21 protein-coding genes are annotated in these 26,321 nt (G+C 71.7%); all 21 read right to left on the bottom strand.

Annotation, left to right across the window (positions count from 1 at the left end; genetic code table 11):
* Window position 1: 1 nt before the first annotated feature.
* On the bottom strand, window positions 2-1,057 hold the full coding sequence (locus KF840_21885; GenBank protein MBX3027557.1) for a glycosyltransferase family 2 protein: 1,056 nt from the start codon (window positions 1,055-1,057) through the stop codon (window positions 2-4).
* On the bottom strand, window positions 1,054-2,169 hold the full coding sequence (locus tag KF840_21880) for a glycosyltransferase (protein ID MBX3027556.1): 1,116 nt from the start codon (window positions 2,167-2,169) through the stop codon (window positions 1,054-1,056). Before KF840_21880 ends, KF840_21885 begins: the two co-directional genes overlap by 4 nt.
* A gap of 79 nt (window positions 2,170-2,248) precedes the next feature.
* On the bottom strand, window positions 2,249-3,808 hold the full coding sequence (locus tag KF840_21875; protein MBX3027555.1) for a hypothetical protein: 1,560 nt from the start codon (window positions 3,806-3,808) through the stop codon (window positions 2,249-2,251).
* The gene (locus tag KF840_21870; protein ID MBX3027554.1) at window positions 3,805-4,602 is read right to left on the bottom strand and encodes a glycosyltransferase family 2 protein; all 798 of its coding nucleotides are present in this window, start codon (window positions 4,600-4,602) and stop codon (window positions 3,805-3,807) included. The genes KF840_21875 and KF840_21870 overlap by 4 nt, the downstream gene beginning before the upstream one ends.
* The gene (locus tag KF840_21865) at window positions 4,599-5,498 is read right to left on the bottom strand and encodes a class I SAM-dependent methyltransferase (protein MBX3027553.1); all 900 of its coding nucleotides are present in this window, start codon (window positions 5,496-5,498) and stop codon (window positions 4,599-4,601) included. Before KF840_21865 ends, KF840_21870 begins: the two co-directional genes overlap by 4 nt.
* Window positions 5,499-5,502: 4 nt before the next feature.
* Entirely contained in the window at window positions 5,503-7,179 is a 1,677-nt protein-coding gene (locus tag KF840_21860) for a glycosyltransferase family 39 protein (GenBank protein ID MBX3027552.1), read from the bottom strand.
* 27 nt (window positions 7,180-7,206) lie between these two features.
* Complete coding sequence (locus KF840_21855) at window positions 7,207-8,451, bottom strand: sulfatase (GenBank protein MBX3027551.1); 1,245 nt, start codon at window positions 8,449-8,451, stop codon at window positions 7,207-7,209.
* 7 nt (window positions 8,452-8,458) lie between these two features.
* Window positions 8,459-9,655, bottom strand: coding sequence for an MBL fold metallo-hydrolase (locus tag KF840_21850; protein MBX3027550.1), 1,197 nt, complete (start codon window positions 9,653-9,655; stop codon window positions 8,459-8,461).
* A gap of 91 nt (window positions 9,656-9,746) precedes the next feature.
* On the bottom strand, window positions 9,747-10,907 hold the full coding sequence (locus KF840_21845; protein ID MBX3027549.1) for a glycosyltransferase: 1,161 nt from the start codon (window positions 10,905-10,907) through the stop codon (window positions 9,747-9,749).
* A gap of 4 nt (window positions 10,908-10,911) precedes the next feature.
* Window positions 10,912-13,599 (bottom strand): right-handed parallel beta-helix repeat-containing protein, encoded by a 2,688-nt coding sequence (locus tag KF840_21840; GenBank protein ID MBX3027548.1) that lies wholly within the window; start codon window positions 13,597-13,599, stop codon window positions 10,912-10,914.
* An 80-nt stretch (window positions 13,600-13,679) separates the two neighbouring features.
* Entirely contained in the window at window positions 13,680-13,859 is a 180-nt protein-coding gene (locus KF840_21835) for a hypothetical protein (GenBank protein MBX3027547.1), read from the bottom strand.
* A gap of 11 nt (window positions 13,860-13,870) precedes the next feature.
* Entirely contained in the window at window positions 13,871-15,043 is a 1,173-nt protein-coding gene (locus tag KF840_21830) for an SGNH/GDSL hydrolase family protein (GenBank protein ID MBX3027546.1), read from the bottom strand.
* A 41-nt stretch (window positions 15,044-15,084) separates the two neighbouring features.
* Window positions 15,085-16,863 (bottom strand): hypothetical protein, encoded by a 1,779-nt coding sequence (locus KF840_21825; protein MBX3027545.1) that lies wholly within the window; start codon window positions 16,861-16,863, stop codon window positions 15,085-15,087.
* Window positions 16,860-18,161: a glycosyltransferase family 4 protein gene (locus tag KF840_21820; GenBank protein ID MBX3027544.1), complete on the bottom strand. Its 1,302-nt coding sequence runs from the start codon at window positions 18,159-18,161 to the stop codon at window positions 16,860-16,862. The genes KF840_21825 and KF840_21820 overlap by 4 nt, the downstream gene beginning before the upstream one ends.
* Entirely contained in the window at window positions 18,158-19,129 is a 972-nt protein-coding gene (locus KF840_21815) for an NAD-dependent epimerase/dehydratase family protein (GenBank protein MBX3027543.1), read from the bottom strand. The genes KF840_21820 and KF840_21815 overlap by 4 nt, the downstream gene beginning before the upstream one ends.
* 3 nt (window positions 19,130-19,132) lie before the next feature.
* Window positions 19,133-20,197, bottom strand: a complete 1,065-nt coding sequence (locus KF840_21810; protein ID MBX3027542.1) for a Gfo/Idh/MocA family oxidoreductase — start codon at window positions 20,195-20,197, stop codon at window positions 19,133-19,135.
* 1 nt (window position 20,198) lies between these two features.
* Window positions 20,199-21,194 (bottom strand): NAD(P)-dependent oxidoreductase, encoded by a 996-nt coding sequence (locus KF840_21805; GenBank protein ID MBX3027541.1) that lies wholly within the window; start codon window positions 21,192-21,194, stop codon window positions 20,199-20,201.
* 44 nt (window positions 21,195-21,238) lie between these two features.
* Window positions 21,239-22,645 (bottom strand): sugar transferase, encoded by a 1,407-nt coding sequence (locus KF840_21800; protein ID MBX3027540.1) that lies wholly within the window; start codon window positions 22,643-22,645, stop codon window positions 21,239-21,241.
* A 6-nt stretch (window positions 22,646-22,651) separates the two neighbouring features.
* A complete protein-coding gene (locus tag KF840_21795) occupies window positions 22,652-23,851 on the bottom strand; it encodes a DegT/DnrJ/EryC1/StrS aminotransferase family protein (GenBank protein MBX3027539.1) in 1,200 nt (399 codons plus the stop codon).
* An 11-nt stretch (window positions 23,852-23,862) separates the two neighbouring features.
* Window positions 23,863-24,828, bottom strand: coding sequence for a hypothetical protein (locus KF840_21790; protein MBX3027538.1), 966 nt, complete (start codon window positions 24,826-24,828; stop codon window positions 23,863-23,865).
* Window positions 24,825-26,315: an O-antigen ligase family protein gene (locus KF840_21785; GenBank protein ID MBX3027537.1), complete on the bottom strand. Its 1,491-nt coding sequence runs from the start codon at window positions 26,313-26,315 to the stop codon at window positions 24,825-24,827. The genes KF840_21790 and KF840_21785 overlap by 4 nt, the downstream gene beginning before the upstream one ends.
* Window positions 26,316-26,321: the final 6 nt, after the last annotated feature.

Raw genomic sequence — 26,321 nt, 5'->3', positions numbered from 1 at the left:
CCTACTCCGCCGTCGACAGCGCGGCGTCGCCGCCGCGATCTTCCAGCCGCGGCGGCCCCGCTTCGGGTCGGCGCCACCGATCGGCAAACAGAATCAGCCCGTGCAGAAAGCCGGTGCCCCAGGACAGGTGGAGACAGATCAACGCCAGCGCGGTGGCCGGCACCGCCAGCGGTCCGCGCCGCCACGACGCCTGCGCCGCCGCGACCAGCACCACCGCCAGGTAGACGCCGGCCCCGAGGCGAGCGAGCAGCGCCGCGGTCGGCAGCCACGGCGTCGCCAGCGCCAGCGCCGCCATGCCGGCGACGAACCCCGGCGGCACGAAGTGCCGCCAACTCATCTGTTTCGGGTGCTTCTGCAGCACCCGCACCTTCCACTGCCCGTACTGGTAGTACTGGCTCACCAGGTGGGCGACGTCCTGGCGGTTCTGGTACCAGGAGCGCATCGCCGGGTTGAGGATGATGCGGCCGCCGGCCTTGCGCAGGCGGTAGTTCAGCTCGTCGTCCTGATTGCGCACCAGCTCCTCGTCGAACAGCCCGATCCGTTCGAAGACGGCCCGCGGCCACATCCCCAGGTAGACGGTGTCGACCTCGCGCTCGCTGGTGCCGAAGTGGAAGTAGGCGCCGACCCCGAAGCGCGACCCGGTGGCGTCGGCCACGGCGTCGCCGAACCAGCCGCCCCCCACCGCGTCCATGCGGCCGCCGACGTTGTCGGCGCCGGTGCGGCGCAGGGTCTCGACGCCGATCCGCACGTAGTCGGGGGCGACCCGGGTGTGGCCGTCGATGCGGCAGATGATGTCGCCGCGCGCGGCGCGGATGGCGATGTTGAGCGCGGTGGGCACGATGCGCCGCGGGTTGGACAGCAGGCGCACGCGCGGATCGCGCGCCGCGTAGCCCCGCACCACCGCCGCCGAGTCGTCCGTCGAGGCCCCGTCGACCACCAGGACCTCGAGGCGATCGGCGGGATAGTCCTGCGCCAGCACGCCGTCGAGCAGCGTCCCGATGCCCGCCGCTTCGTTGCGCATCGGGATCACCACCGACACCACGGGCCACTCGCTCACGCCCGCCCCCCGACGGCGCGCGCGTACACCGCCTGCGTCGTCCGCGCCATCGCGGCACGGCTGAACTGGATCGCCCGGGCGCGCGCCGCCTGCCGCATGTGGCCGTGGCGAACCGGGTCGGCGAGGATCTCCAGCGAACGCGCGACCAGCGCGTCGCGGTCGCCGGCGTCGATCACGTAGCCCTCGACGCCGGCGTCCACCAGCTCGGACGTGCCGCCGACATCGGTGGCGACCACGGGCAGCCCGCAGGCCATCGCCTCCAGCACCGCGTTCGGCAACCCTTCCCAATCCGAGGTCAGCCAGAAGAGGTCGGCGTCCTGGAGAAGCGCCGGCACGTCGCGCCGCTCGCCGGTCATCTCGAGCGCCTCCGCCAGCCCGGCGGCGCGCGCCGCCGCCTCGACCTCGCCGCGCAGCGGCCCGTCGCCCACCAGGCGGAAGCGCACGTCCGGCCGCCGGGCGCGCAGCGCGGCGGCGGCGGCGACGAACAGGCGCGGGTTCTTCTGCTGCACCAGGCGGCCCACCATCACGATGCGCGGCGGCTGCCGCGGACGCGGCGCGGGCGGCGGCTGGAAGCGGTCGAGATCGATGGCGTTGTAGACCACGGTGAGGCGATCGGTCGGCGCGCCGTACACGGAGGCGATGTAGTCGCCGACCTGGCGCGAGTTGACGATGATGGCGTCGCTGGCGGCGAAGGCGCGCCGGGTGAGGCGATCGAGCAGCCCCCCGGAGCGTTTGCAGTTGCGCGCCGTCGTCACCAGGCGCGGGCCGCCGCACCGCGTCGCCGCCCAGGCGTAGGCGTCGGCGATGAACAGCCAGGCGTGGACGACGTCGATGCGATCGGCAGCGAGCGCCGCGCGCAGCGCCCGCGCCCGCCGCAGCGGATGGCCGGTGAGGACGCGCACCGGGACGCCGGCGCGTTCGAGCAGCGGTCCGTAGGGCTCGGTGCTGGCGCTGAGACAGTACACGATCGGGGTCGCGACGGCGGGATCGAGCGCGGCGCAGAGCGCCAGCAGTTGTCCTTCGGCGCCGCCGGTCGAGAGCTGGCCGATGACCATGCCGACCCGCAGGGGGGCGCCCGACGCCGCCGCCGGGCTGGAGACAGCGGACCGCACGCTCAGCGCTCGCCGTCGCGGCCCGGCACCCGGCGACGCGGTCGAGGCTCGGCGGCGGGCGAATTCCAGCGGCGCATCATCAGCGACAGGTCGGGGCCGCCAGGGCGTCCCGCACCAGGTCGGCGTAGGTCGCGCCGAGCTTCATGGCGCCGATGTAGGTCACCTGGCGCCAGTCGTTGAAATCGTCCGCCGGCAGCGCCGGTCCGAGATCGTGCAGCTCCGTGCCCGGCGTGCGGGCGGCGAGGCGGGAGAGGAATTCGAGGTAGCCGCGGTAGTAGGAACTGTCGGCATACTGGGCGCGCAGGAGCTCGCTCTCCGGGTTGTTGATCAGCACCACGCGCGCGCCGCGGGTCGTGAGATCGCCCAGCAGCCCGTCGAGCGCGGCGTACTCGCCGTCCTCACGCACCGCCGTGCCCCGCGTGGCGATCGCGCCATCGCGGTCGGCGCGCAGCCGCCGCCCGAGCTCCGTATCGGCCTCGAGCAGCGCCTGCCAGCGCCGTTCGAGCTCGTCGCCACTCGCGCCGCCCATGCGCAGCAGCATGTCCGGCGCGTCACGCTCCAGCGGCGGATAGTGGACGGGGAATCCGTCGCGCGCGGGTGCGGCGGCCGGCACGTCGCTCAGACGAACGCCCAGCAGCCGCGTGTCGTCGCCGTACCCGGCGGCGCGCGGGCTCCAGGCGCTGTCGGCGCTGACGGAGAGCAGATCGCCCGTCCCGCCCCCCGCCGGCAGGGCGACGCGGTACCACCCCGCGGCGCTCTCGGTCCGCTGCAACGCCGGCCCCTCGCCGGCGGCGAAGGTGAGCGTGACGCGGCCGCGCTGCGCGACCCATGCCGGATCGATGTAGTAGGCGAAGCCGTCGGCCGCCGCCGGAAGCGGAACGGCGAAGCGCTGCTGCGCGTAGCCGTCCGGGTACCAGCCGAACCCTCCGGCCGTCCGACCGCTGGCGAGCCAGCGCCGGGCCCAGCGCAGGTGATCCTCGATGCAGGCGCGCAGCGCGGCGCGATGGCGGTAGAGGTTGCTGGTCGCCGCCAGCGCCCGATCGAGCGTGCCCATCGCGGTCGCGGCATACGGCCGGCGCTCGCGCCACGTGTCCGCCGGCGGCAACACCCCCGGCACCTGTGGTTTCCGATCGTACTCGATGCGCGGCTGGCGGAAATCGAGTGGGGTGAGCAGCACGACCACCACGTCGAGGTCGAGCGCCGCGCCGTCGGCCGCGAAGTAGCGCCGGAGCTCCGACGGCGTGCTGCCGGGCAGGACCAGGCGGTGCACGTCGGCCGGCGTGCCGCCGGCCTCGAGCAGCGTCCGCACCTGGGCGGGATCGAAGGCGCCGGCGGTGGCGCTGCCCACCGCCAGGACGCGCGGAACGCCCGGCGTCTTCGGCGTGTTCGCCAGCGCCCGGGCATCGACGAGAAACTGGTAGCCGCGGTCGGTCGACGCGGGCGTCAACTTGGGGATGCGCCAGAACCAGCGATCGAAGGTGACGTCGAGCAGGACCAGGACCACGACCGCCGCGGCCCACGCCCACCGCATCGTCACCCGCGCCGCGCGCCCCGCGGCGCGCGGCGTCGCGTCCCCCTTCGGCATGGCCGCGACGCCGCGGCCGACCTCGGAGGCGCCAGCGGACGCGCGTCCCTTCACGACAGCTCGCGGTAGCGATGGCGCAGGCTGGCGAATTGGCGCTGCCGCATCCACCCGCGGCGGTGCGCCTCGTAGCGCATCACCAGCCACAGGATGCCGAGGCCGTAGCGGCTGCTGGCCAGGAAGCTCGCCGAGGACGCCTCGGCGAAGTAGCGGGTCGGCACCGGCACCTCGGCAATGCGAAAGCCGGCCTCGACGATCTGCGCCATGATCTCCTGGTCGAAGATGAACTTGTCGGCATTGAGCTGGAAGTTCACCGTCTCCAGCACCTCGCGGCGGTAGGCGCGATAGCCGGTGTGGTACTCCGAGAGGTGCAGGTCGAAGGCGGTGTTCTCCACCCAGGTGAGGAAGCGGTTGGAGACGTACTTCCACCACGGCATGCCGCCCGACAGCGCCGAGCCGCTCTTCAGGCGCGAGCCGAGGACGACGTCCGCCTCGCCATCCTGGATCGGCCGGATGACCTCCGGCACGAGGCGCGGATCGTACTGATAGTCCGGGTGCACCATCACCACGATGTCCGCGCCGGCCTTGAGCGCCTCGGTGTAGCAGGTCTTCTGGTTGGCGCCGTAGCCGTAGTTGCGGTCGTGCAGGAAGAGCTTGAGGTTGAGCTCGCGCGCGACGGCGACGGTGTCGTCGGTGCTGCCGTCGTCGACCAGGATCACCATGTCCACGGTCTCGTGCGGCAGCTCCATGTAGGTCATGCGCAGCGTCCGCCCGGCGTTGTACGCGGGCATGACGACGACGACTTTCGGCCGTGGGGCGGTTCCCGGCGTCTCCACGACGGTCCCGTTCATCTCTTCTGGGCCACGCATGCCATCTGGTCTCCGAGGTTGATCGAGACCTGCAAGCGATCGGCGCCGAGCGCGCGCAACGCGCGCGACACCGTCCGCTCCAGGGCTCGGCTGTATGGGGCGAGCTTGAACGCCCAATGCGCCAGCGGGAACGCGCGGCCGAAGGCGCGGAAGCGCTCGACCGCGAACCCTTCCTGCTCCAGCATTCGGCGCAGGGTCTGGCGGGAAAAATACACGTAGTGATCGTCGAGGAGGCCCCACCAGCGCGCCCCCGCGAGGCGGGCGACGAGGCTACCGACGTCCGGCGTCAGGAGCAGCAGCCGGCCGCCGGGGACGAGGATGCGGTGGATCTCGCGCAGGGTCGCCGGCGGATCGAAGAGGTGCTCGATGACGTCGGCCATCACCACCACGTCGACGCTCCCGGCGGGCAGCGCCGCCGACTCGAGCGTCCCCGTGTGGACGTCCAGCCCGTAGGTCGCGCGCGCGTGCTGCGACGCCCACGCCGACATCTCGACGCCGCGCACCTGGAAGCCGCGCTCGCGCGCCGCCACCAGGAGGAAGCCGCAGGCGCAGCCGATCTCGAGCAGCCGACCGCCGTCCGGCAGCAGCGACAACAGCCGGTGCGCATTGGCGATGCGCTGCGGCGCCTGCTCGATGTAGTACGGGTCGGCCGCCTCCTCGTACGAGGTCGCCGGCGCGTAGGAGAGCGGCAGCGTGACCAGGCCGCAATCGAGACAGCGGACGATCCCCGCCACCCGCTGCCGCTCGCTGTGGGTGATGCGATAGCGTTCGGTGACCGGCGCCGCCGGCCGGACCGCGGCGCCGGGGAACTGCGGCGTCGTGCGCGTGCCGCCGCACAGGATGCAGACGAGGGGCGGCGGCGGCGCCGGCGCGGTCATCGGGCTATTCCCGGCGGACATAGATGCGGATCTCCGGCGCGATGCTGGTGATGCGATTGTGGACGAGGCGCGGCTGCTGGTTGAAGACCGCGGCGAGGCGATACGGCAACCGCTCCTGCTCCAGCGCGGCGAGGAGCTCGGAGGCGGCGGGATGCGGCGCCAGGAGGCTGCGGGTCTCGCGCCAGTCCGCGGTCCAGACGTGGTCGATGCTCTTGTGCGAGGCGGAGCTGGTCACGATCGCATCCGGGTTGCGCGCCGCCAGGCCGGCGATCGTGCGCTCGTCCATCGGCACGAAGCGACCGTGCAGCCCGTGGCGGAAGCGCGGCACGAAGGCGGGCTTCTGGTACACCTCGGCGGTCGCGCCGGTCGGGAGGTGCGACGCCATCCACGCCTCCGCCGCGTAGCGCGCGTCGTTGCGCAGCAGCAGATCGAGCTCGACCGCGCGCGCCAGGCTGAGCAGCGCGAACGCGCTCGCCACCACGGTCGCCGCCACCCGCTCCCACCTGGCGCGCGCCAGCGCCTGCAGGCGCGCCAGGGTGACCGCCGCCAGGATGCCGGCGACCACGGTGATCGGCAGCAGGTAGCGGACGGTGATCAGCTCGAGGCCGCGCAGCGACAGGTAGTACTGCAGCACGACCGGCAGCAGCAGCCACGCCGCCGCCAGCCGGTGTCGCCACAGCAGCAGCATCCCGCACCCCGCCAGCAGCAGCAGCGGCATGCCGAGCGAGCAGTCCATGCCGAGGCGCAGATGGTCGAGGTACACCCACTCCTTGGCGCCCTTCCAGAGCGCGAACTCCACCGGCGCCAGGCGGGCCTGCGTGGCGCCGATCGGGTGCCCGAGCAGGTAGGCGATCCGCCCGACGAACCCCATCGGATTGACGATCGCGTTGTTGGCGACGAGCAGGGTCGCCGCGCCGGCGCCGAGCATCGCCCAGGTGGCCGACCCGCCCAGCGCCCGCCAGCCGGCGGCGCGGACGCGCAGGGTCCAGACCAGCACCGGCAGCGGCAGCAGCCAGGCGAAGCCCTGCTCCTTGGTGGAGAGGGCCATCGCCGCCGCGATCCCGAGCAGCGCCGCCGCCCGCCAGCCGTCGCTCGCCGCGGCGCGGATCGCGGCGTAGAGCGCCAGCACCAGCCAGAAGCAGTACGAGATGTCCAGGTTGGTGGTGTGGGCGTAGAAGACGAGCGGATACGAGGTGGCGGTGAGGAACGCGCTCCAGCGCGCCGTCGAGCGGTCGAACAGCCGCGCCGCGATGCCGTACGCCAGCGCCGTGATGCCGACGCCGCAGGCGACCGCGACCAGCCGCCCGATCATCGACAGCACGAACAAGGCGTGCTCGGGATCGGCGAACCCGTACGGATACTCGGCCGTCGGATGGCGCCAGCCGCCGGTCGCGTAGAGGACGCCGAGGTACGGCAGCGAGGCGGCGACCAGGATGAACGGCCACCCGGGCGGATACTTGAAGTAGAACCAGCCCGAGTTCCACGAGGCGAACGTCCGTCGCGCCACCCCGAGGGCGGTGATCGGACCGATGGCATCCGCCGCCCACGAGTGGTCGCCGTTCGGCAGACCCCACTGCAGGTGCCAGATGTCGAGCGCCGCGGCGAGCGCCAGGATGCCGAGCAGGCACGGATCCCATCGTCGCGTCGCGGCGTCCGCCGCCCCCCCGGCAGCGCCTTCCATGCGCCCCCCGCCGTCCCGCCACGCCACCTACTCGGCGGACGCGTCGCGCGCTCCATCGGGGGCCGCGCCGCGGGCGCCGCCCAGCCCGTGCTCGCGACTCCAGCGCTCCGAGGAGGCCAGCCAGTCGAACAGCGCCCGCCGCAGGCGGTCGGCGCGCGTCACCTCGGCGGCCAGCCGATCCGGTCCGCCTTCGCCGTCGCGGCCGACGTCGTAGAACGCGTTCGCCTCGTCCGACCGCCAGACGAACTGCGCCTTGCCACCGCGAATCGCCTTGCGCCGCAGATCGGCGGGATCGCGCCGGAACGCCTCGGCAAAGGCGAAGCTCGGTCCCGGGGTCGCGGCACCGTCGCGCAGCAGCGCGCGTCCCTGCATCGGCGCGTCGGGCGCCGCGACGTTGGCGAGCGACAGCACGGTCGGCGCGACATCGGTCAACTGCGCCGTCTCCTCGACCACGAAGCCGCGCGGCACCCGCCCGGGCGCGCGCAGCAGCAGCGGCACGTGGAGGCCCGCCGGCGAGAAGCTCGGCTCCCCCGCCGACTCCGCGAGCGCCCGCCCGTGCGTCGCCGTGACGACCACCAGGGTCCGATCCCAGCGCCCGGCCGCCGCGAGCGCATCGGCGACCTCGCGCAGCCGCAGATCGAGGTAGCGCAGCGCCCCGTCGTGCCAGGCGGCGCGCGGCGTCGCGTCGCCGTCGCCGAACATCCGATCGTAGGGCGCCGGCGGCGGCAGCGGGCTCGCCGCTTCGCGATAGAGCACGAAGGCGGCGAACGGCTCCTCGACGTCGGCGAGCCAGGCGAGCAGCGCCTGCGTGGTCCGGCGCGCGCCGGTGTCGCGCCGGCCGAGCACGCGATCACTGGCGCGGCGCGCGTAGTCGGCGGCGGTGCCGGCGAGGCGGCCCTGCCCGCGCCCGGTATAGAAGCGTTCGAAGCCGCGCCCGAGGCCCGTCTGCGGGCTCACCGCTGGCGTCGGAGAGAAGGCGGCGGTGCGGTAGCCGGCGCCGCGCAGCAGCTCCGGCAGCAGCGGCACGCCGGGCGGCAGCGCGCCGCTCTCCTCGGTGGCGCCATGGGCGTGGGCAAAGAGCCCGGTCAACAGCGACGCCGCCGCCGGCAGGACGGCCGGCGCCGTCGTGAACGCGGCGCTGCAGCGCACCCCCTGGCGAGCGACCGTGTCGAGAAACGGGGTCGTGTCCCGGCCGTAGCCGTAACAGCCCAGGTGGTCGGCGCGTGCGCCCTCGAGCGCGACCAGCAGGACGTTCATCACCTCGTCGCTCATCGCCGACTCACAACTTGCAGAACCAGGTCCAGAATTCCTTCATGTAGCGGTCCGGCCGCCGGGCCAGGCGGACGCGGAAGGAGAGGATGATGTGATCCCAGACGCTGAGGCCGGCGACGCCGCGATACACCAGCTTGTCGGGGATGGTGATGTGCAGGTTCCAGTCGTCGGGAACGCCCTGCTGCACCCAATCGGCGTCGCGGCGGAAGTCGATGAACCATTCGCCGCCGTGCTCGCCCGTCACCGTCCACCAGACGCAGAGGCGGATGGACGGCGCCGCCTCGGGGGCGCGGGTCAGTTGCTCGGTGAAGTAGGCGTGGAAACGCTGCCAGAGATCGGCTGGCGCCGGCGCCTCGCTGGCGAAGTACTCGGCGCCGCGGGCCCGCGTCTCGCGGCTCAGCTCCTCGATCAGCTCCATCCGCCGCGACCAGTCCGGCGCCGGCTTGAGGCGCACGTGCCCGCGTTCCGGCGTCCAGGTGTCGCCCGGGTTCATCTGCAGGCCCTCGATCTCCGGCGCGCCGGCGCGCAGCGCTTCGATCGCCTCGGCGGGCGTGTTGGCGTACGTTGGAGTGTTGAGGAAGAGCTGGTCCTCGGCGAGCAGCGCGTGATTGCCCGCCGCCGGCACCGCGCGCTTGGTGCGCAGCAGGCGGGCCCAGTGCACGAACTCCTCGAGGTGCGATTCCTTCGAGCAGCGCGCCCGCTCGATCTTGCTGCCGAGCGGGAAGTCGAAGCACCCCGGGTACTGGCTCGCGCCGGTGAACGTGAGGAAGGCGAGGTCGATGTCGTGCGACGCGCCGAGGCGCCCGAGCGTCGCCTCGTCGAGATGGCAGTCGTTGACGTTCAGCACCGTCGTCCCGCCCTGGCGGAGCAGGATGGCGCTGTCGTCCCACGGCCGATCCGGCGCGATCAGACGCACCGTCAGGCCGCCGCTGCCGCAGGCAAACTCGCGGTCGAACGGCAGCTCGGTGATGGTGCGGAATCCCATCGCCGCGAACTGGTCGCGCAATCGCTTCTTGCGGAAATCGGCGATGAGGACGTGCACGCTCTTGTCGAGCTGCTGCAGGGTCGCGGGATCGAAGTGGTCCGGGTGCTCGTGCGAGACGTAGAGGTAGTCCAGGCGCGGCAGATCGCGCGCGCCGAGCGCCAGCGGCGGAAAGTGCCACCAGGTGCCGTCGTACGACGGGTCGACCAGCCACGGATCCATCAGGATCCGGGTTCCACCCGCCTCCAGCATGACCGCTGCGTGCCCCAGATACGTGACCAACATGACGCCCCCCGCGGCGCGCGCCGCGCCGCTACGTCGCCGCTGACAGGGCCGCCGTCGCCGGCTGCCCCGCGGCGCGCGCCGCCAGCAGTCGGCTGTACAGCGCTTCCATCTGCCGCACCATGGCCTGCGCCGAGAAGCGATCGACGACCACCTGGCGCCCGCGCGCCCCCATCGCGCGCCCCCGCTCGCGGTCGTCGAGCACCCGGCGGATCCCCCGCGCCAGGGCGTCGGCGTCCCGCGCCGGCACCAGATGACCCGTCGTCCCCTCGCCCACCACCTCGACCGTCCCGCCGACCGCGGTCGCGACCACCGGCCGCTCCATCGCCATCGCCTCGAGGATGGCGTTCGACATCCCCTCGTCGTGCGACGAGAGGACGAAGAGATCGAAGGCGGAGAGCACTTCCGGCACGTCGCTGCGCCGTCCCAGCAGGTGCAGACGGTCGCCCAGGCCCGTGGCGTCGACCAGTGCCTGCAACTCGGCGTCGAGCGTGACGTCGCCGGCGATCACGACGTGCACCGCCGGCCGCTCGGCGCAGATCGCCGCCATCGCCCGCAGGAACTCCTCGACCCCCTTGCGCACCCGCATGCGCGTCAGGCTCCCCACCACCACCGCCTCGGCCGGCACGCCGAGCCGGGTCTTGTAGTCGCCCGGTGGCAGCGGGGTGAACCGTTCGGTGTCGATGCCACTCGGGATGACCACCATCTTCTCGCGCGGGCAGCCCTCGTGCCCGTGCACGAAATCGCGCACCGCGTCGGCGTTGGCGGTGACGCAGTCGGCGAGCCGGTTCGAGAGTCGCGCGCCGGCCATCTCGTAGCCATGGCGCTCGTGGCACCCGCGCTTGCTGGTCAGCACCACCGGCACGCGCGCGGCGCGGGCCGCCAGCGTGCCGACGACGTTGGCGCGCAGCAGGTAGTTGTGGACCACGTCGATGCGCTCGCGCCGCATGAAGCGCTGCAGCCGCGCGATCGCGGCCAGGGTGCTGGGGGCGCGGAGCCGGTGCACCCCGCCGTCGATCACCGTCGCGCCGGTGGCGCGCGCGGCATCGAGCAGCGACCCCTTGCCGGTGAGACAACAGAGCAGCGGCTCGAAGCGCTCGCGATCGATCAGCCGCAGCACCTGCAGGAGGTGCGTCTGGCTGCCGCCCACCTCCATGCGGTTGATGGTGTACAGCACGCGCCGGGGAACCATCGCCCTACTCCTGCAGCCCCGAGCTCACCACCTGGATCAGGTCGGCGATGCTCACCTGCTGCCCGTCGCTGCTCGCCATCGGACACTGCGAGAGCGGCAGGTTGCCGAGCGCGATGTTCACGGCCAGGACGATCTCGTTCACCGTCACCACGCCGTCGCCGTTGCAGTCGCCGGGCAGCACGCCCTCGCCCATGGGATAGTGGTAGCCGCGATCGACCAGGCCCGTGTCCGGCTGGCCGTCGGAACGGGTGCTGAGGTGCGCCATGCCGGCCTTCTCCGCCGTGACGTCGCTGAAGTCGACGGCGCGACTCTGCCGGCTCTGCCCGGCGGCGAGCTGCGCCAGGCGAAAGTGCCGGTCGCGACGCCAATCGGAGCCGACCACCACCGCCGTCGGGTCGAGGTAGAGCGGCTCGCTCTGCAGGCTGATCAGCAGGTCGCCGGGGCCGCGCGGCACGCCGGCGGCGTAGCGATCGGCGACGAGGTTGTATCCCGTCTTATAGCCCACCAGATTCTGGGTGCGCGTCGTGTTGCTCCCCACCTCGATGCCGTAGCCGTTCTCGCCGGTGACGTTGTAGCGCACCGCGGCGTCGGTCGACGGACAGGTTCCCGCGCCGATCAGCACGCCGTCGAAGTCGTTCTTGTAGAGGGTGTTGAACTCGATCACCGCTCGTCGGGCGCCACTCCGGTCGCACTGCGCCGCGCTGCGCGACCCGCTGCCGATCTGGATGCCGCCCTTGTTGCCGAAGGCGAGGTTGTTGACGATCCGCACGTCGTCGCTGTTGTTGACGTTGATGGCGCGCTTGGCGTTGCCGAAGAGCACGTTGTTGCGGAGGATCGCGCCGTCGGACTCGTTCTGGAGCTGGATGCCGTCGTCGCTGGCGCCGGTGATGTGAAAGCCGTCGATGACCACCCCGCAGACGCTCGCCATGTTGAAACCGGTCTGCCCGGGCGAATAGCGGTCCGTGGTCGGATCGTAGTAGCAGCGGCCGGGATCGACGAGCGTGACGCGCGGCGTTCCCCCGGTCAGATCGCCGGCCGGGTCGGCCACGAAGGAAGCGCGGCCGCTGTCCGGCGGGGCGCTGATGTCGCACTCCCGGTAGATGCCCGGTCCGACGACGACGGTGACGCCGGCGCGCGCGCGCCGCGCCGCCGTGGTGATGGTGGCGAATGGCTTGGTCGGGATGCGGCCGTCATAGGTATCCCGGCCGCCGTTGCGGACGAAGAGCGGCATGTAGGGCGGCTCGTAGCTCAGGACCTGGTCCGTGCTCGCCCCATAGTGGAAGCCGAGGTCGACGCGGCCGCCGTCGGCCGCGCCGCTTCTGGCGGTCGACCCGGTCAGGCCCGTCGCCGCCGCGGTCGTCGATCCGGCGTCCACCAGCGGGCTGATGACGCCGCCCTCCTGGCGCAGGTGGAAGTCGTCGTCGTCCGAGCGATCGACGAACTGCCCATCCACGACTTCGCCGCCGATGACACCATCGGCCCCGGCCGGATCGACGAAGAGCGGGTCGACCCGGAGGTCGAACACGTTGCGCGGCGTATCCGGCCCGTAGTCGTCCAGGACGTCATTGTATCCGGCGACGTAGTTGCAGACGGATCGCTCGCGGATCCCCGCCTGGCTGCGTTCGTTGAGCACGCCGATGCCCAGTCGCCCGGAGCCATTGCGCCAGACGATGTTGTGGACCACCGCCGCCCCCGGCGACGCCGCGAAGAGATTGCCGATCTCCACCCCCCACTGCCCGTTGTTGAAGAAGGTGTTGTTCATGATGATCGCGTTCGGCGAGGCCAGCATCGCCGCATCGCCGGCATCGCCCGATCCGCTGAAGCCGCTGCCGACCGCGAGCCCTTCCTGCCCGTTGCGGTACACGAGATTGTTGGCGACCATCGCGTCCGAGACGCCGCGTACGGTGATGCCGGTGAAGGCATTGCTGAACAGGACGTTGTTCTGAACGATGGCATTCTCGCCGCCGCGCAGGAACAGTCCGTGCGCGCCGTTGCCGCCGCTGCGGTTGTTGGAGACGATCGGCACGATCGGGCCGCTGGCCACGCCGCGGCAGGTGCCGAAGGTGTTCGCCTGCTGACAACTCTGCAGCGAGATCCCCGACGACGTATTGGCGACGGTGCGGTTGTTCTCGATGACGATCATGTCCTCGCCGTAGACGTCGATGCCGGTCCGGCAGCCCTGCACGTCGTTGTTGCGAATGGTGATGCGGCCGCTGTTGGCGCCGCCGACGGTTGCCGAACGCGCCTGAATGCCCGCGTCGCGGAAGCCGCTGATCTCGAATCCCTCGATGGTGAGGTCCGTGTGGCCGAGGATGCGGAAGGCGGCGCCCGGCGTCTGTTCCGCCGGCAGGCCGCTCGGTGGGATGATGCGTACCGGCCCCGGGGGATCGCCGGTGGTGGCCCCGGTGGCATCGCCCCGGATCTCGATCGGAAATCCCGGGAAGCCGTCGATGTTGGCCGCCGGACCCAGGTCGCCCTCCACGTAGGTACCCGGCCCGACGCACACGACGTCGCCCGGGTTGCCGATGGCCTGCATGCCGTCGGCGATCCGCCCGAAGGCGGTGGCTGGCGTGCGTCCGTCGGGGATACCCGACGGCGCGAAGCCGGCGCGGACGAAGTAGGTGCACGGAGCCGCCGCCGCGCTGCCGGCCGCCAGCAGCACGGCCAGCAGCGCCAACGGCGCGGGACGCATCAGATGTCGGGTCTCACCCATCCGGCATTCTCGACCCCCCCGTGGTTGTGTCGTCGTCGTCCCCCGATGCCCCCCGGCACCTAGAACAGCGTGTAGATGAACGGCCCCAGGGCCGAGCTCTGCGCGGTGACCAGGAGTCCGCCGAAGGCGAGCAGCACGATCACCATAGGTATGAGCCACCACATCTTTTGTTGCCACAGAAACGACAGGAGCTCCCCGGCGATGCCGAGGCGGTTCTTCATCCCTTCGCCGACCTTCATGTGTCCTCCCTTCACGGCCGCGATGGCCGCAGGGCCTCAGCCATGGTTTCTGCCGCCAGCGCGTGGCCGGCGGGCGTCCAGTGTCCATCGAAGTGCCAGTGCAGCCGCGGGCCATTGTCGCGCGCGGCGAGGAACGCCGGCGACAGCGCCACACAGCGCACGTCGTTGAGCGCGCACCAGCTCAGAACCCGGCGTTCCGGTCCGTCGAGGTCCCAATTGACTTCGCGCATCGCCGGATAGGCGGCCTGCACCTGCGCCCAGTCGTCGGGGTAGATCTGCTCGCGCGCGGTGACGACCATGATCGCGAAGGTCGCGCCGTCGGCGGTCACGGCGTCCTTGAACGCCGACAACAGCGACTCGGTGTGCGCCCACGCCTCCTGCCAGGCCGCCGGCGGCTGGCTCGCGAACACCCAGTAGTCGACCGGAATGCCGTGTTCCATCGGCACCGGCCGCACCGCCTCCGCTTTCAGCAGGCCCCAGTCGACCAGGCGGGCCGCCAGCGCCGGCTGCCGGGTGAGGACGAGCTTGCGAACGTACTGATACGCCGCGGAGCGGTTCAGCAGGCCGCGGCGGCCACCGCCCGCGTCGCCCTTGCCGCCGACGACGTGGTCGATCGCGCCGTCGGCGCCGTAGACCGGCCGCAGGGTCGGCTCCAGGGTCGGACTGTTGTTGCGCACGTCGTTGCCCGGGTAGAACGACAGCAGCACGATGTCCGGATGGAAGCGGCGGCCGACCTCGCGGTACCAGAGGTATTCGCTGGCCGTGCCGTAGCCGCTCACCCCCATGCTCACCACCTCGACCGGCCGCCCCAGCGCCGCGCCGAGCCGTTGTTCCAGGCCGCGCGCGAAGGTCTGCTCGATCGGCACCTGCAGCGCTTCGACGAAGGAGTCGCCGAGCAGCAGGATGCGCAGCGCCCCGGCCGGTTTCTCGAGGCTCCGATCGAGGTCGCGGCGGCCCGCGTCGTTGATCCGGATCGGCACGACGAACTCGTGCTCCTCCTGCGTCCACCAGCCGCTCGCGCCGGGGATCAGGGCGGTGCCGAGCAGCGGATCCGCCTTCCAGAAGCGGTCGGGCACGAGATGCAGGATGCGGACGCCGGCCTCGACCGCCAGCAGCGCCATGACGGCGCCGAAGCCGGCGAGGACGAGTCCGCCGAGCAGCCGGCGGCCGCGCGCGGATGCCATCCGATCTCCCGGGGAGCGAGCGCGGTGCGCGAGGTCGACCGTCAGCCCTTGGTGACGATGCTGTTGCCCAGCACCAGCGCGTCCATGCCGCTGCGCGCGAACGTGCTGTGCGCCTGCGCCGGCGTGGTGACGATCGGCTCGCCCTTCAGGTTGAACGACGTATTGAGGATCACCGGGATGCCGCTCGCCTGGCCGAAGCGGTCGATCAGCCCGTAGTAGAGCGGGCTCTGCTCCTTGTGGACCGTCTGCAGGCGCGCCGTGTTGTCGACGTGGGTGATCGCCGGCAGCTTGTCGCCCTGCCCCGGCTTGACGTCGACGACGTACAGCATGAAGCGCGCCGGATAGTGCTTCGCCGGATCGTCGAGCTCGAAGTAGCGCGACGCCGCGTCGACCAGCACCGACGGCGCGAACGGCCGGAAGGGCTCGCGGAACTTGATCTTCGTGTTGACGATGTCCTTCATGTCGGGGCGGCTGGGGTCGGCGATGATGCTGCGCGCCCCGAGCGCCCGCGGCCCCCATTCGAAGCGGTTCTGGAACCAGCCGATGACGTGCCCCTTGCGCAGGTGGTCGACGACCCGATCGAGCAGCTCGTCCTCGTGGCTGGCGCGGTGGTGGGCGATCCCGGCGCCGCGCAGATAGTCGCCGATCTCGCCATCGCCGTACGACTTCCCCCAGTAGGCGTGCTCCATGCGGAAGCGGCGCGGCTGGCCGAGCACGGCGTGGTGGGCGAAGAGCGCGGCGCCGAGCGCGCCGCCGCCGTCGCCGGCGGCCGGCTGCACGAACAGCTCGCTGAACGGCGTCTCGCGCTGGATGCGGCCGTTGGCCACCGAGTTGAGCGCCACGCCGCCGGCCAGGCAGAGCTTGGTGAGGCCGGTCTCGTCGTGCAGCGCCCGCGCCATCGCCAGCACGATCTCTTCGGTGCAGTGCTGGATGCTGGCGGCGACGTCGGCGTAGTACTGGTTGCGCTCGGCGATGCGCGCGAAGTCGTCCGGCCGCTCGCCGAAGTACGGCGGGAACCCGGACGCCTCGGTGAAGAACAGCCACTCCGGATCGCGCGGCTCGCCGAACAGGTCGACGAACTTCTGGTTGTAGGTGCGGGTCGTCGAGTGGTGGAAGCAGAAGTAGCTCATGTCCAGCCACAGGCTGCCGTCGCGCTCGACCTTGTAGAGCTTCTCGACCTTGTCGACGTACCGCGGCTCGCCATACGGCGCCATGCCCATCACCTTGTACTCGCCCTCGTTCACCTCGAAGCCGAGGAAGGCGGTGAAGGCGCTGTACAGCAGGCCGACCGAGTGCGGAAAGCGGATCTCGCGCAGCAGCGAGACCTCGTTGCCGCGGCCGCGGCCGAAGGTCGCGCAGGCCCACTCGCCGACGCCGTCGACGGTGAGGATCGCCGCCTCGTCGAACGGCGAGCACAGGAACGCGCTCGACGCGTGCGACAGGTGATGCTCGGAGAACAGGATCTTGTCGGTCGGGATGCCGAGCTCCTGGCGAATGAAGTTCTTCACCCACAGCTTGTCCAGGAGCCAGGTGGTCATGGCGTCCCCGAACACCTTCCACGACCGCGGCACGGCCTGCAGCGCCGTGGTGAGGATGCGTTCGAACTTCACGAACGGCTTCTCGTAGAAGACGACGTAGTCGACGTCCTGGATGCCGATGCCCGCCTGCGCCAGGCAGAACTGGATCGCCAGCGTCGGGAAGTCGGCGTCGTGCTTCTTGCGCGAGAAACGCTCCTCCTCCGACGCGGCGACCAACTGGCCGTCGACCAGGAGCGCGGCGGCGGCGTCGTGATAGAAGCAGGAAATTCCGAGTATGTTCATGCGTGGCGGGTCCTCGCTGCGTCGGTGTAGATCTGGCACATCTCGGCCACGTGGCGGTCGAGGGCGAAGCGCGCGCGCGCCCAGTCCCGCGAGCGGGCGCCGGTGGCGCGGGCGGTCTCGGGATCGGCGAGCAATGCGCCGAGCTGCGCCGCCAGGGCCGCGGCGTCGCCGGGGGGGACGAGATAGCCGGTCTCCTCGTGGGTGATCAGCTCCGGCACACCGCCCGCCGCGGTGGCGATCACCGGCTTGCCCAGGAGCATGCCCTCGAGGATGACACGGCCGAAGGGCTCCGGCCGCACCGAGGCGTGGACGACGATGTCCCAGGCGTTCATCACCTCGGGGATGTCGGCGCGGAACCCGGTCAGGTGCACGCGGCCGCCCAGGCCGAGCTCGTCGATGCGCGCCCGCAGCGCCGCGGCGTAGGCCTCGCCGGCGCGGTGGACGCCGCCGGCGATCACGCAGTGCGCGTCGTGGCGGTCGCCGAGCAGGCCGAGCGCATCCACCAGCACCCGTTGCCCTTTCCACTCCTGGATGTTGCCGGCGATGCCGACGCAGGGCGCGTCGGCCGGGATGCCGAGCTCGCGCCGCAGATCGGCGGGATCGCGTTGCGGCCGCAGCCAGGTCTCGTCCACGGCGTCGTAGACGATGCGCTCGATCGGCGACCGCACCCCGTGGGCGTGGCAGGCGTCGAGCACCGCCTGGGTCATGCAGACCAGGATGGTGTGGCGCGCCGCCCAGCGCTCGCGCCCGCCGTACTTCTCGAACCCCTTGACGTGGCAGAGCACCGGCACGCCGGTGAGGATGCCGGCGAGGATGCCGTCGAAGTTGGCGCGCACGCCGTTGCCGAGGTGGATCACGTCGGCGCGTTCGCGGCGGATGAGGCGCGCCAACGCCAGCGCGGCCGGCAGCTCCTCGGCGAACAGGCGGGCCGTCTGCCGGCCACCGCGCAGCAACTGGCGGATCACGCCGAGCCGTTTCGCCCGCTGATAGCTCTCGAGCTCGAGCAACCCGTGCTGCTTCGGCAGGCGGCGGCGCGCGAGGTGATGGACCGGCACGTCGAGGCGCGCCAGGTCGGCTTCGATCGGCTTCGGTTCGTAGAGCACCATGCCGATGCGGAAGCGACGCCGGTCCATGCCGCGCATCAGGTGGTACAGACCGGTGAGCGAGCCGCCGAGGACGCCGCCGCTCGATGCCTCGACGAACAGCACCGAGATCGGATCGGCCGGCGCCGCCGTGTCGCGGGGGCCCGCCGACTCCCCGGCGGCGAGCTCGGCGGGCCGCGCGGTGCCCCCCCTCATGTCGCCGGCACCGCCGGGGCCGCGAAGCTGCGGCGCAGCGCTTCGTCGAGCGCGACGCGCGGCTGCCATCCCAATTCCTCGCGTGCCCGGCGGGTGGTGAACGTGGCGCTGCGCAGCGTGCGGTCGACCTGGTGGCGGCTGATCGGAGCCCGCCGCCCGGCCAGGCGCGCCAGGGTCTCGACGCCGCTGACCCCCGCCCGCACCAGCCCGAGTGGCAGATAGATCGGGAACCAGTTCGCGCCCTGCACCTGGCGATAGAGACGCGCGTAGTCGGCCTGCGGGGCGTGGAAATCGACGATCGTATAGGCGCGGCCGGCCGCCGCCGCGCTGCTCACCGCGAGGACGATCGCGTCGGCGACGTTCTCGACGTACGCCAGCGGCAGCAGATAGCCGCGGCGCGCCAGCAGCAGGCGCAGCGGTCCGAGACCGATGGAGCGTCGCGCCAGCGGCGGCCGCTGTCCCGGGCCGTACAGCAGGCCGGGCCGGATCACGGTGACCGGCGCTCCGGTGGCGATCGCCGCCATCGCCGCCTGGTCGGCGAGCAGCTTGGAACGGGCGTAGAAGCCGCGCTCGCCGCCGCTGTCGTCGTAGGCGCTGTCCTCGCGCACCACCGCGCCGTCGCTCGGCACCGCGTAGACGCTCAGCGAGCTCACGTGCACGATGCGGCGCACGCCGGCGGCGCGCGCCAGCTCGATCAGCGTCTGGGTCGCCGACACGTTGGTCGCCTCGAACTCCTCCCACGCGCCGGTGGTCGCGACCCGAGCGCCGGCATGGACCACGGCGTCGACGCCGGCAACCGCGCGGGCGAGCGCCTCGCGATCGCGGAGATCGCCCTCGACGACCTCGTCGGCCACCACCGTCCGACCCGGACGGACGAAGGCGCGCACGCGCATCCCGTCGGCGCGCAGACGGGCAACGATGGCGCCGCCGAGGAATCCGGCGGCACCGGTGACCAGCACCGTGCTCACCGCTCAGCCTGCCAGTGCCGCGGGCGCGGCGGCGATGCCGCTCTGGGCCAGGATCTCGTCGTACCAGGCGACGACGTCGCGCCCTTCGGCGGCGCTCACTGGCGGTTCCTCGCCATTGCCGACGGCGGCGTAGAGCGCGGCGAGGTGCAGACCGATGCCGGGATAGAAGCGCTGCCGACCGGTCGCGTAGGCGACCGCGTTGCGCGCCGTCGCGGTCACCAACTGCGCCGCTTCGTGCACGTTCGGCCACACCTTGCCGACCAGCTTCGGCAGGCGGCGCGGGCGACGTTCGATCAGGGTCATGTTGTTGAGATTCACTTCCAGGGTCGCGGCCGTGCCGAGCACGGTGAGCCGGTTCATGAACGGCTGCGCGCGCAGGGACATGGTGACGCCGACCAGGGCGCGGTCGCCCTCGGCGATCAATCGCACTTCCTCGAGCAGGCCGCCGTCGCGTTGGGCGATGACGCGCAGATCGCGCAAGCGGCCGGCGAAGCGGCGCGCCAGGTAGAGCGGATGCGACGCCAGGTTGTTCAACAGGCCGCCGGGCAGTCGCGCGCTCCAGTGGGCCATCGCGTCGGCGTGCTTGTCGGCCTCGCCGGCCTCGGCGCCCTGGAACACCTCGACGCCGACCACGCTGCCGATGCACCCGCCCTCGACGATCGCCGCCGCCTGCTGGACGACGGGATCGAACCAGCGGTTGTGATCGACGCTCACCCAGCGCCCCGCCTTGCGCGCGGCCGCGACCACCTGGTCGGCCTCGGCGGTGTTGAGCGCCATCGGCTTCTCGACCAGCACGTTGACCCCGGCTCTAAGCAGCTCGAGGGCCAGCGGCGCGTGGGTCGCCGGCGGGGTCAGGACGTGCACCACGTCCGGCCTCCCGCGCTCGACGAGCTCGCCCACCGAGCCGAGCGCCGGCAGGCCGCACTCCGCGGCGAACGCGCTGCGCGCCGCCGCGTCGACGTCATGGACCCCGATCAGCTCGACCGAGGACAACCCCTGCAGGTAGGCGCGGTGCACGCGGGCGATGCGCCCGCAACCGATCAGGCCGACGCGCAGCCGCGCTCCCACCTCACGCCGCTCCCTGGAGGCGCCCCGAGGCGCTCAGCCACTTGGCGTTGTGGAACTGATCGTGCCGGAAGTCCGGGATCCGGCCGCTGGTCATCAGGCCGCCCACCTCGGCGATCGCGTCGTCGACCGTGCGCGTGGCGCGGAAGCCCAGCCCGTCGCGGATGCGGTCGAAGGCGACGCGATAACTGCGCAGGTCGTGACCGTTCGGCGCGTACTCGATCTGCGTCCCCGGGTACTGCTTGGCGACCAACTCGGCGATCTCACCGACGGTGTAGTTCTGCTGGTCGGAGCCGACGTTGAAGGTCTTCTCGCGCGTCCGCCCGATCTCGACGGCGGCGAGGAATGCCTCGGCGGCGTCCTGCACGTGCAGGTGGGGGCGCCACTGCTTGGCGCCGCTCACCCGGATGGCGCCCTGCGCCGTGGCGCAGGCTGTCATGGTGTTGACCATCAGATCGAAGCGCATGCGCGCCGACACGCCGCAGACCGTCGCCAGGCGCAGGATGATGACGTCGACGTCGTCCTGCGCCAACAACAGATCCTCGGACATGATGCGCGTCCGCGCATACAGCGACACCGGGTTGAGCTGCGAGCGCTCGTGGATCAGGTCGTTGCCGTTGGCGCCGTACACGCTGCAGGAGGAGGCGAACACCAGGCGCTCGACCTTCGCCGCCTTGCAGGCCTCGAGGATCTGGCGCGTCGACTCGTAATTGATCGCCATCGTGCGCGCCGGATCGAGATCGCACGCCGCATCGCCGACGATCGCCGCCAGGGCCACCACGGCGCGCACGCCCTTGGTCGCCCGCGCCAGCGCCCGGTCGTCGCAGATGTCGCCGGTCTGCAGCTCGAGGTCCGGGTGGTCCGTCACCCCGTCGAGCCCGTGGCCGCCGTAGATGAAGTTGTCGAGCACGCGGACGCGGTGCCCACGCGCCAGCAGCTTGCGAATCAGATGCGAGCCCACGTACCCGGCTCCACCGGTGACCAGAACGAGATCCCCCATTGTCGCGTCCCCCTGTGAGACTCCTGAAGTGTCTTGCCTGCCCGTCAATGCCGCACGACCGCCATGCTGCCCGAGGGCAGGCCGTTGCGTTCATTGCCAAATGTCTCGGCGCTCAGCAGGTCGCTCAACGCCGGCACGATCCGATATTCCACGCCCGCCTGCTCGCAGACGTCGACCACTTCGCGCGCCGCGTCGTCGCTGAGGTCCGACACGCACACGAACACCGCCTGGATGCGGTTCGCCGACACCGCCAGCGGCAGCTCGGCGGCCCCGCCGAGCACGCGCACGCCGTGGATCAGCGAGCCCCAGCGCTCCGGCACCTCGTCGATGAATCCCACCGGCCGGTAGGGGCAGAGCGGATCCTCGAGCAGGGTGCGGGCGATCGACTCGCCGCCGACGCCGGCGCCGACCACCAGCGCCTTCTGCCGCCGCTGACCGCGCTGCCGCCAGCCGTGGCGCACCCAGATGCGCAGACCGTAGCGCACGCCGCTGAGCATGAAGAGCACGATCGCCCAGTCGATCACGAACACCGAGCGCGGAAACGACTGCAGGCCGACGAAGAACGTGAGCCCGCCGGCGATCACCGCGCTGAGCGATACGGCCTTGAAGAGCGCCGCGAGGTCGTAGAGGCCGAAATAGGCGAACACCCCCTGGTAGGCGCCGAAGTACATGAGGGTCGCGGCCCGCGCCACCAGCACGATCAACATCGGCAGGAACAGGAAGCGCGGGTCCTGCGGCCACTCGAAGTCGTTGCGAATCATGAAGGCGACGAAGCAGGAGACGCCGACCAGCACGCAATCGATCGCGAAGAGCGCGACGCGGTGGCGGCGGCGCCAGAGGAACTTGGTCTTCACGGCGCCGCGGACCGTCGCCCAGATGCCGCGCGCCAGCAGGCCCATGTCGCCCCAGAAGGTGGCTCGCCGCACGTAGTCGAGATCGCGCTCGAGCTTCTCCGGCAGGATGTGCTCGACGTAGTACGCCTCGGTGTCCTTGAGGCCCTCGGGGTAGCTCTCGAGCTCGTCGCGCCCGAGGATCTGGCTCGGCCCCACCATCCCCGGCCGCACCGACAGCACGGCGCGCTGCGCCTTGGTGTAATGGCGGACGAAGTGCGGGTCCTCGGGGCGCGGCCCGATCAGGCTCATCTCGCCGACCAGCACGTTGATGAGCTGCGGCAACTCGTCGATCTTGAACCAGCGCAGGATCTGGCCGACGCGGGTGACGCGCGGGTCGCGCTTGGTGGTGAGGCGCGAGCCCATCTTGTAGGCGCCGTTCACCATGCTGCGGAACTTGAAGATGCGGAAGGTCCGCCCCTTCAGGCCGACCCGCTCCTGGCGGAAGAACACCGGTCCCGGGCTGTCCAGCTTGATGAACACGGCGACCAGCAGCAGGAAGGGCAAGAGGACCACCAGCCCCACCGCGGCGATGAGAAAGTCTATGAGGCGCTTGAGCATCGGTCCCTAGCGGCGGTGGCGGCGCAGAATGTCGCGCAGGCTGTCGGCGACGCGGTCGACGTCGTCGTCGGTGAGCTCGGGATAGAGCGGGAGCGAGACGATGCGCTGCCACTCGCGGGTGGCGACCGGCAGGTCGCTGGCGCGGCAGCCGAGCACGTCGCGGTAGTAGCTGTGCTCGTGCAGGGGGATGAAGTGGACGCTGGTACCAATGCCGGCGGCGGTCAGCTCCTGGATGACCTCGTCGCGCCCGATGCGCAGCCGGTCGGCATGGACGCGCACCGGGAAGAGGTGCCAGGCGTGCCCGACGTCGGCGCGCACGGTCGGCAGCTCGACGAGCTCGGCCACGTCCGCGAGCCGCGCCTGGTACTGCGCCACGATCGCCGCCCGCCGCGCCTGCATGGCGTCGAGCCGTTGCAGTTGGACCAGGCCGAGGGCGGCGTTCATGTCGGTCATGTTGTACTTGAAGCCAGGGTACGCGACGTCATACCGCCACGAACCGTCCTTCGTGTAGCGCTTCCAGGCGTCGCGGGTCATGCCGTGCAGACGGCGACTGCGGATGCGGTCGAGCAGCTCGAGATCCTGGCTGACCACCATGCCGCCCTCGCCGGTGGCGAGGTTCTTGGTGGCGTAGAAGCTGAACACCGTCAGCCTGCCGATGGTGCCGATGGCGCGCCCGCGCGAGCTCGCTGGCAGCGCGTGCGCGGCGTCCTCCATGACCGCCGCGCCGTGCTCGGCGGCGAGCGCGAGGAGCCCGTCGATGTCGCAGGGGTGGCCGCCGAAGTGCACCGGGACGACCGCCTTCACCTGCGGCGTCCACTTGCGGCGGGCGTCGGCGACGCTGATGTTCAGCGTGTCGGGCTCGCAGTCCACCAGGATCGGCCGCGCGCCGGTGTGGATGACCGTGGCGGCCGCCGAGGCGAAGGTCATGGTCGGCACCAGGACCTCGTCCCCGGGGCCGACGCCGAGGGCGTCGAGCCCGAGGTGCAGGCCGGCGGTGGCCGAGGCGACGGCGACGGCGTTCGGCACGCCGATGCGCGCCGCGAACGCTTCCTCGAACGCCCGCGTCTTCGGTCCCATCGTCAGCCACCCGGAGCGCAGGGTGTCGACGACGGCCGCGATCTCCGCCTCGCCGATGCTCGGCCTGTGGAACGGCAGGAAGGGCTGCCCCGCCGGCACGGCGGCGACCGCGTCGCGCCGTGGCTCCATCACCTGCGCCTTCACGCTGCCCACCGACTCGCCCCCCGCAGATCGCCGCCCTCCTCCGCGAAGCGGAGCAGGCCGAGCGCCTTGTGCCAGAACCCGCCGCGGCCGCCGCGACCGTCGGCCCAGCGGCGCACCGCCGCGCGCGCGCTGGCGGCGCGCAGGATGCCGCGCAGCATGGGATGGAACACCACGCGCTGGCGCAGCGGCGCGCGACGGAAGCCCATGCCGTACTTGAACTGATCGAGCGCCTCGACGTCCTCGAGCGACTCGAGACCGAAGGTGATCTGGCGCACGCCGCGTTCGACCAGCATGCGACGCGCCACCTCGAACACCAGGGCGTTGTTCGGATACGCCTCCAGGCTGTTGCTGCGCGAGCGCGCCAGCAGGAACTCGACGCTGTCGTCGAATTGCACGGTCACCAGGAACGCCGCCAGCTCGCCGCCGACGAAGGCGCCCCACCCTTCCATCGTCGCCGTCGCGGCGGCGGCCGCCCAGTAGGCGTCCCATGCGGGGCCGACCAGCCGCACCGCGCGCTGCTGGCGAGCCAGGGTCTCGCGGTCGGCGGGCACGCCCTGGGCGGCGATCGTCTCCCACGACACCGGCGCGATCTCGCAGCGCCGCAGGCCGCGGCGGATCTTGCTCCGCACGTTGGCGCTCAGGCCCTCGAGGCCGTAGTCGCGGGTGTCGCAGACGATCTGGTAGCTGAGCTTGCCGGGACCGTCGAGCGGCGCGGCGAAGCGCAGCCCGGCGCACGGCTGGTGGCGGAACAGCGACGTCAGCTCGTCCTCACCGGGACGCAGCAGGCGGTGCGACGGCGTGGCCAGGAAGAAGCCGCGGCTCGCGTCGTACCAGTAGGCGCCGGCGCCGCGCAGCACCCGGTGGCCGATCGCCGAGAGGAAATGGGCGAAGGGCTCGACCGGCGCCAGCCTGGTGGGCGGTGCGGCGATGCCGCCGTCGGCGTTGTGGAGTGGCGGTGTCATGCGGGCCGCGCCGCCGGCATCGTCGCCAGCGGCAGGTAGCGCTGGATGAGAACGGCCGAAAGGCCGATCAGGAGATACGAGAAGATCAGGTCCCACAGGTCGCCGAAGAGCGAGAACACCAGGAAGGTGACGAGGGCGATGCGCGTCGCCGCCAGGAGCCACCCCAGGTCCTCGCGCGCCGCCGCCTCCAGTACCGCGGGCGAACGCTCGCAGCGCAGGAGGTCGCGCACGGTGACCCAGAAGAGGCCGAGATAGAGCAGCAACGTCACCAAACCGCCCTCACAGAGCGCCTGCAGCACGGAGTTGTGCGGGGCCGCCGCCGAGCGCTGCGGATCGGTGATGAAGCGCACGTAGGGCCAGTTCCCAGGTCCGACCCCGAAGATCGGCGCCTGGCGCCAGATCTGCAGGCCGATGCCGTAGGTATAGCCGCGCCGCTCGATCGAGCCGCCGCCCTCGCCTTCCGAGGCGTTCTTGGTGATGCCCGGGATGTTGGAGAGGCGTTCGAGGGCCTGCTCCGGCACGATCTGGCCGATCAGCGTCACCCCGAGCACCGCGACCGCGAGGCCGTACACGATGCGACTGCTGCCGGTGTTGCGGCGCACGAAGAGCAGCAGGCCGGCGAAGCCGAGGCCCAGCACGCCGCCGCGCGACGCGGAGAGGAACACCGTCAGCACCAGCAGCAGCACCGCCGCGCCGGTCGCCCAGCCCCAGCGGCGCAGTGAGTGCGCCTGGCTGTATTCCCAGATGAAGATCAACGCCAGGGTGCTGATCATCGCCAGGCGGTTCGGATTCTGCGATCCGCCCATCAGCACCTCGACGCCGCCGGCGCGATAATCGGCGACCTCGGGACGGCCGCCGCCGGTGATCGCCGCCGCCGACCCGCTCCACGCCGTGGCGACGGCGAGGAACACGAAGACGCCGATGATCATCCGCAGATCGCGCGGCGCGCGCAGGAAGAAGATGAACAGCACCAGGAACAGGCCGCGCGAGATCAGCAGGCGGACCGGGTCCTGGCCACTGGTGGCGCGGATCCCGAGGTCGATCGCATCCGCGGTGTCGATGCCGCTGACGAAGGCGGAGAAGGCGAGCGCCAGCGTGATCAGGGCGACGAGCCGCAGTTGGCGGCTGCGCAGGAACGACCAGTCGTTGTCGCGATACACGTGGTAGACGAGGAGGAGGGCCAGGAACAGACCGAGGATGTTGTTCATGGTCACCAGGCCTTCGCCGACCGGAATCAGGCTGGCGAGGCCGGCGGCGCCGCCGCGCTCGTAGCGGCGCGAGCCGTACTGCACCATCAACATGGTCAGGATCGCGGCGACCCCCCACTGCGGCCGGAACGCGATCACGGTCATGCCGATGGCGGCGATCAGCGCCGTCGTCAGCGCCTCGGGCCCGAGCAGGGCGACGATCACCGCCGCGCCGCCCAACGCGATCACCGGCATCAGCGGCAGCCGTTCGAGGGCGGAGGAGAAGGCGGACTCGCGCACGCGCAG

It is taken from the genome of bacterium (assembly GCA_019637795.1).
GTDB lineage: Bacteria > Desulfobacterota > Binatia > HRBIN30 > CADEER01 > JAHBUY01.
The sequence above is the reverse complement of the archived record's forward strand: the minus strand, read 5'-3'. Positions and strand labels throughout refer to the sequence as shown.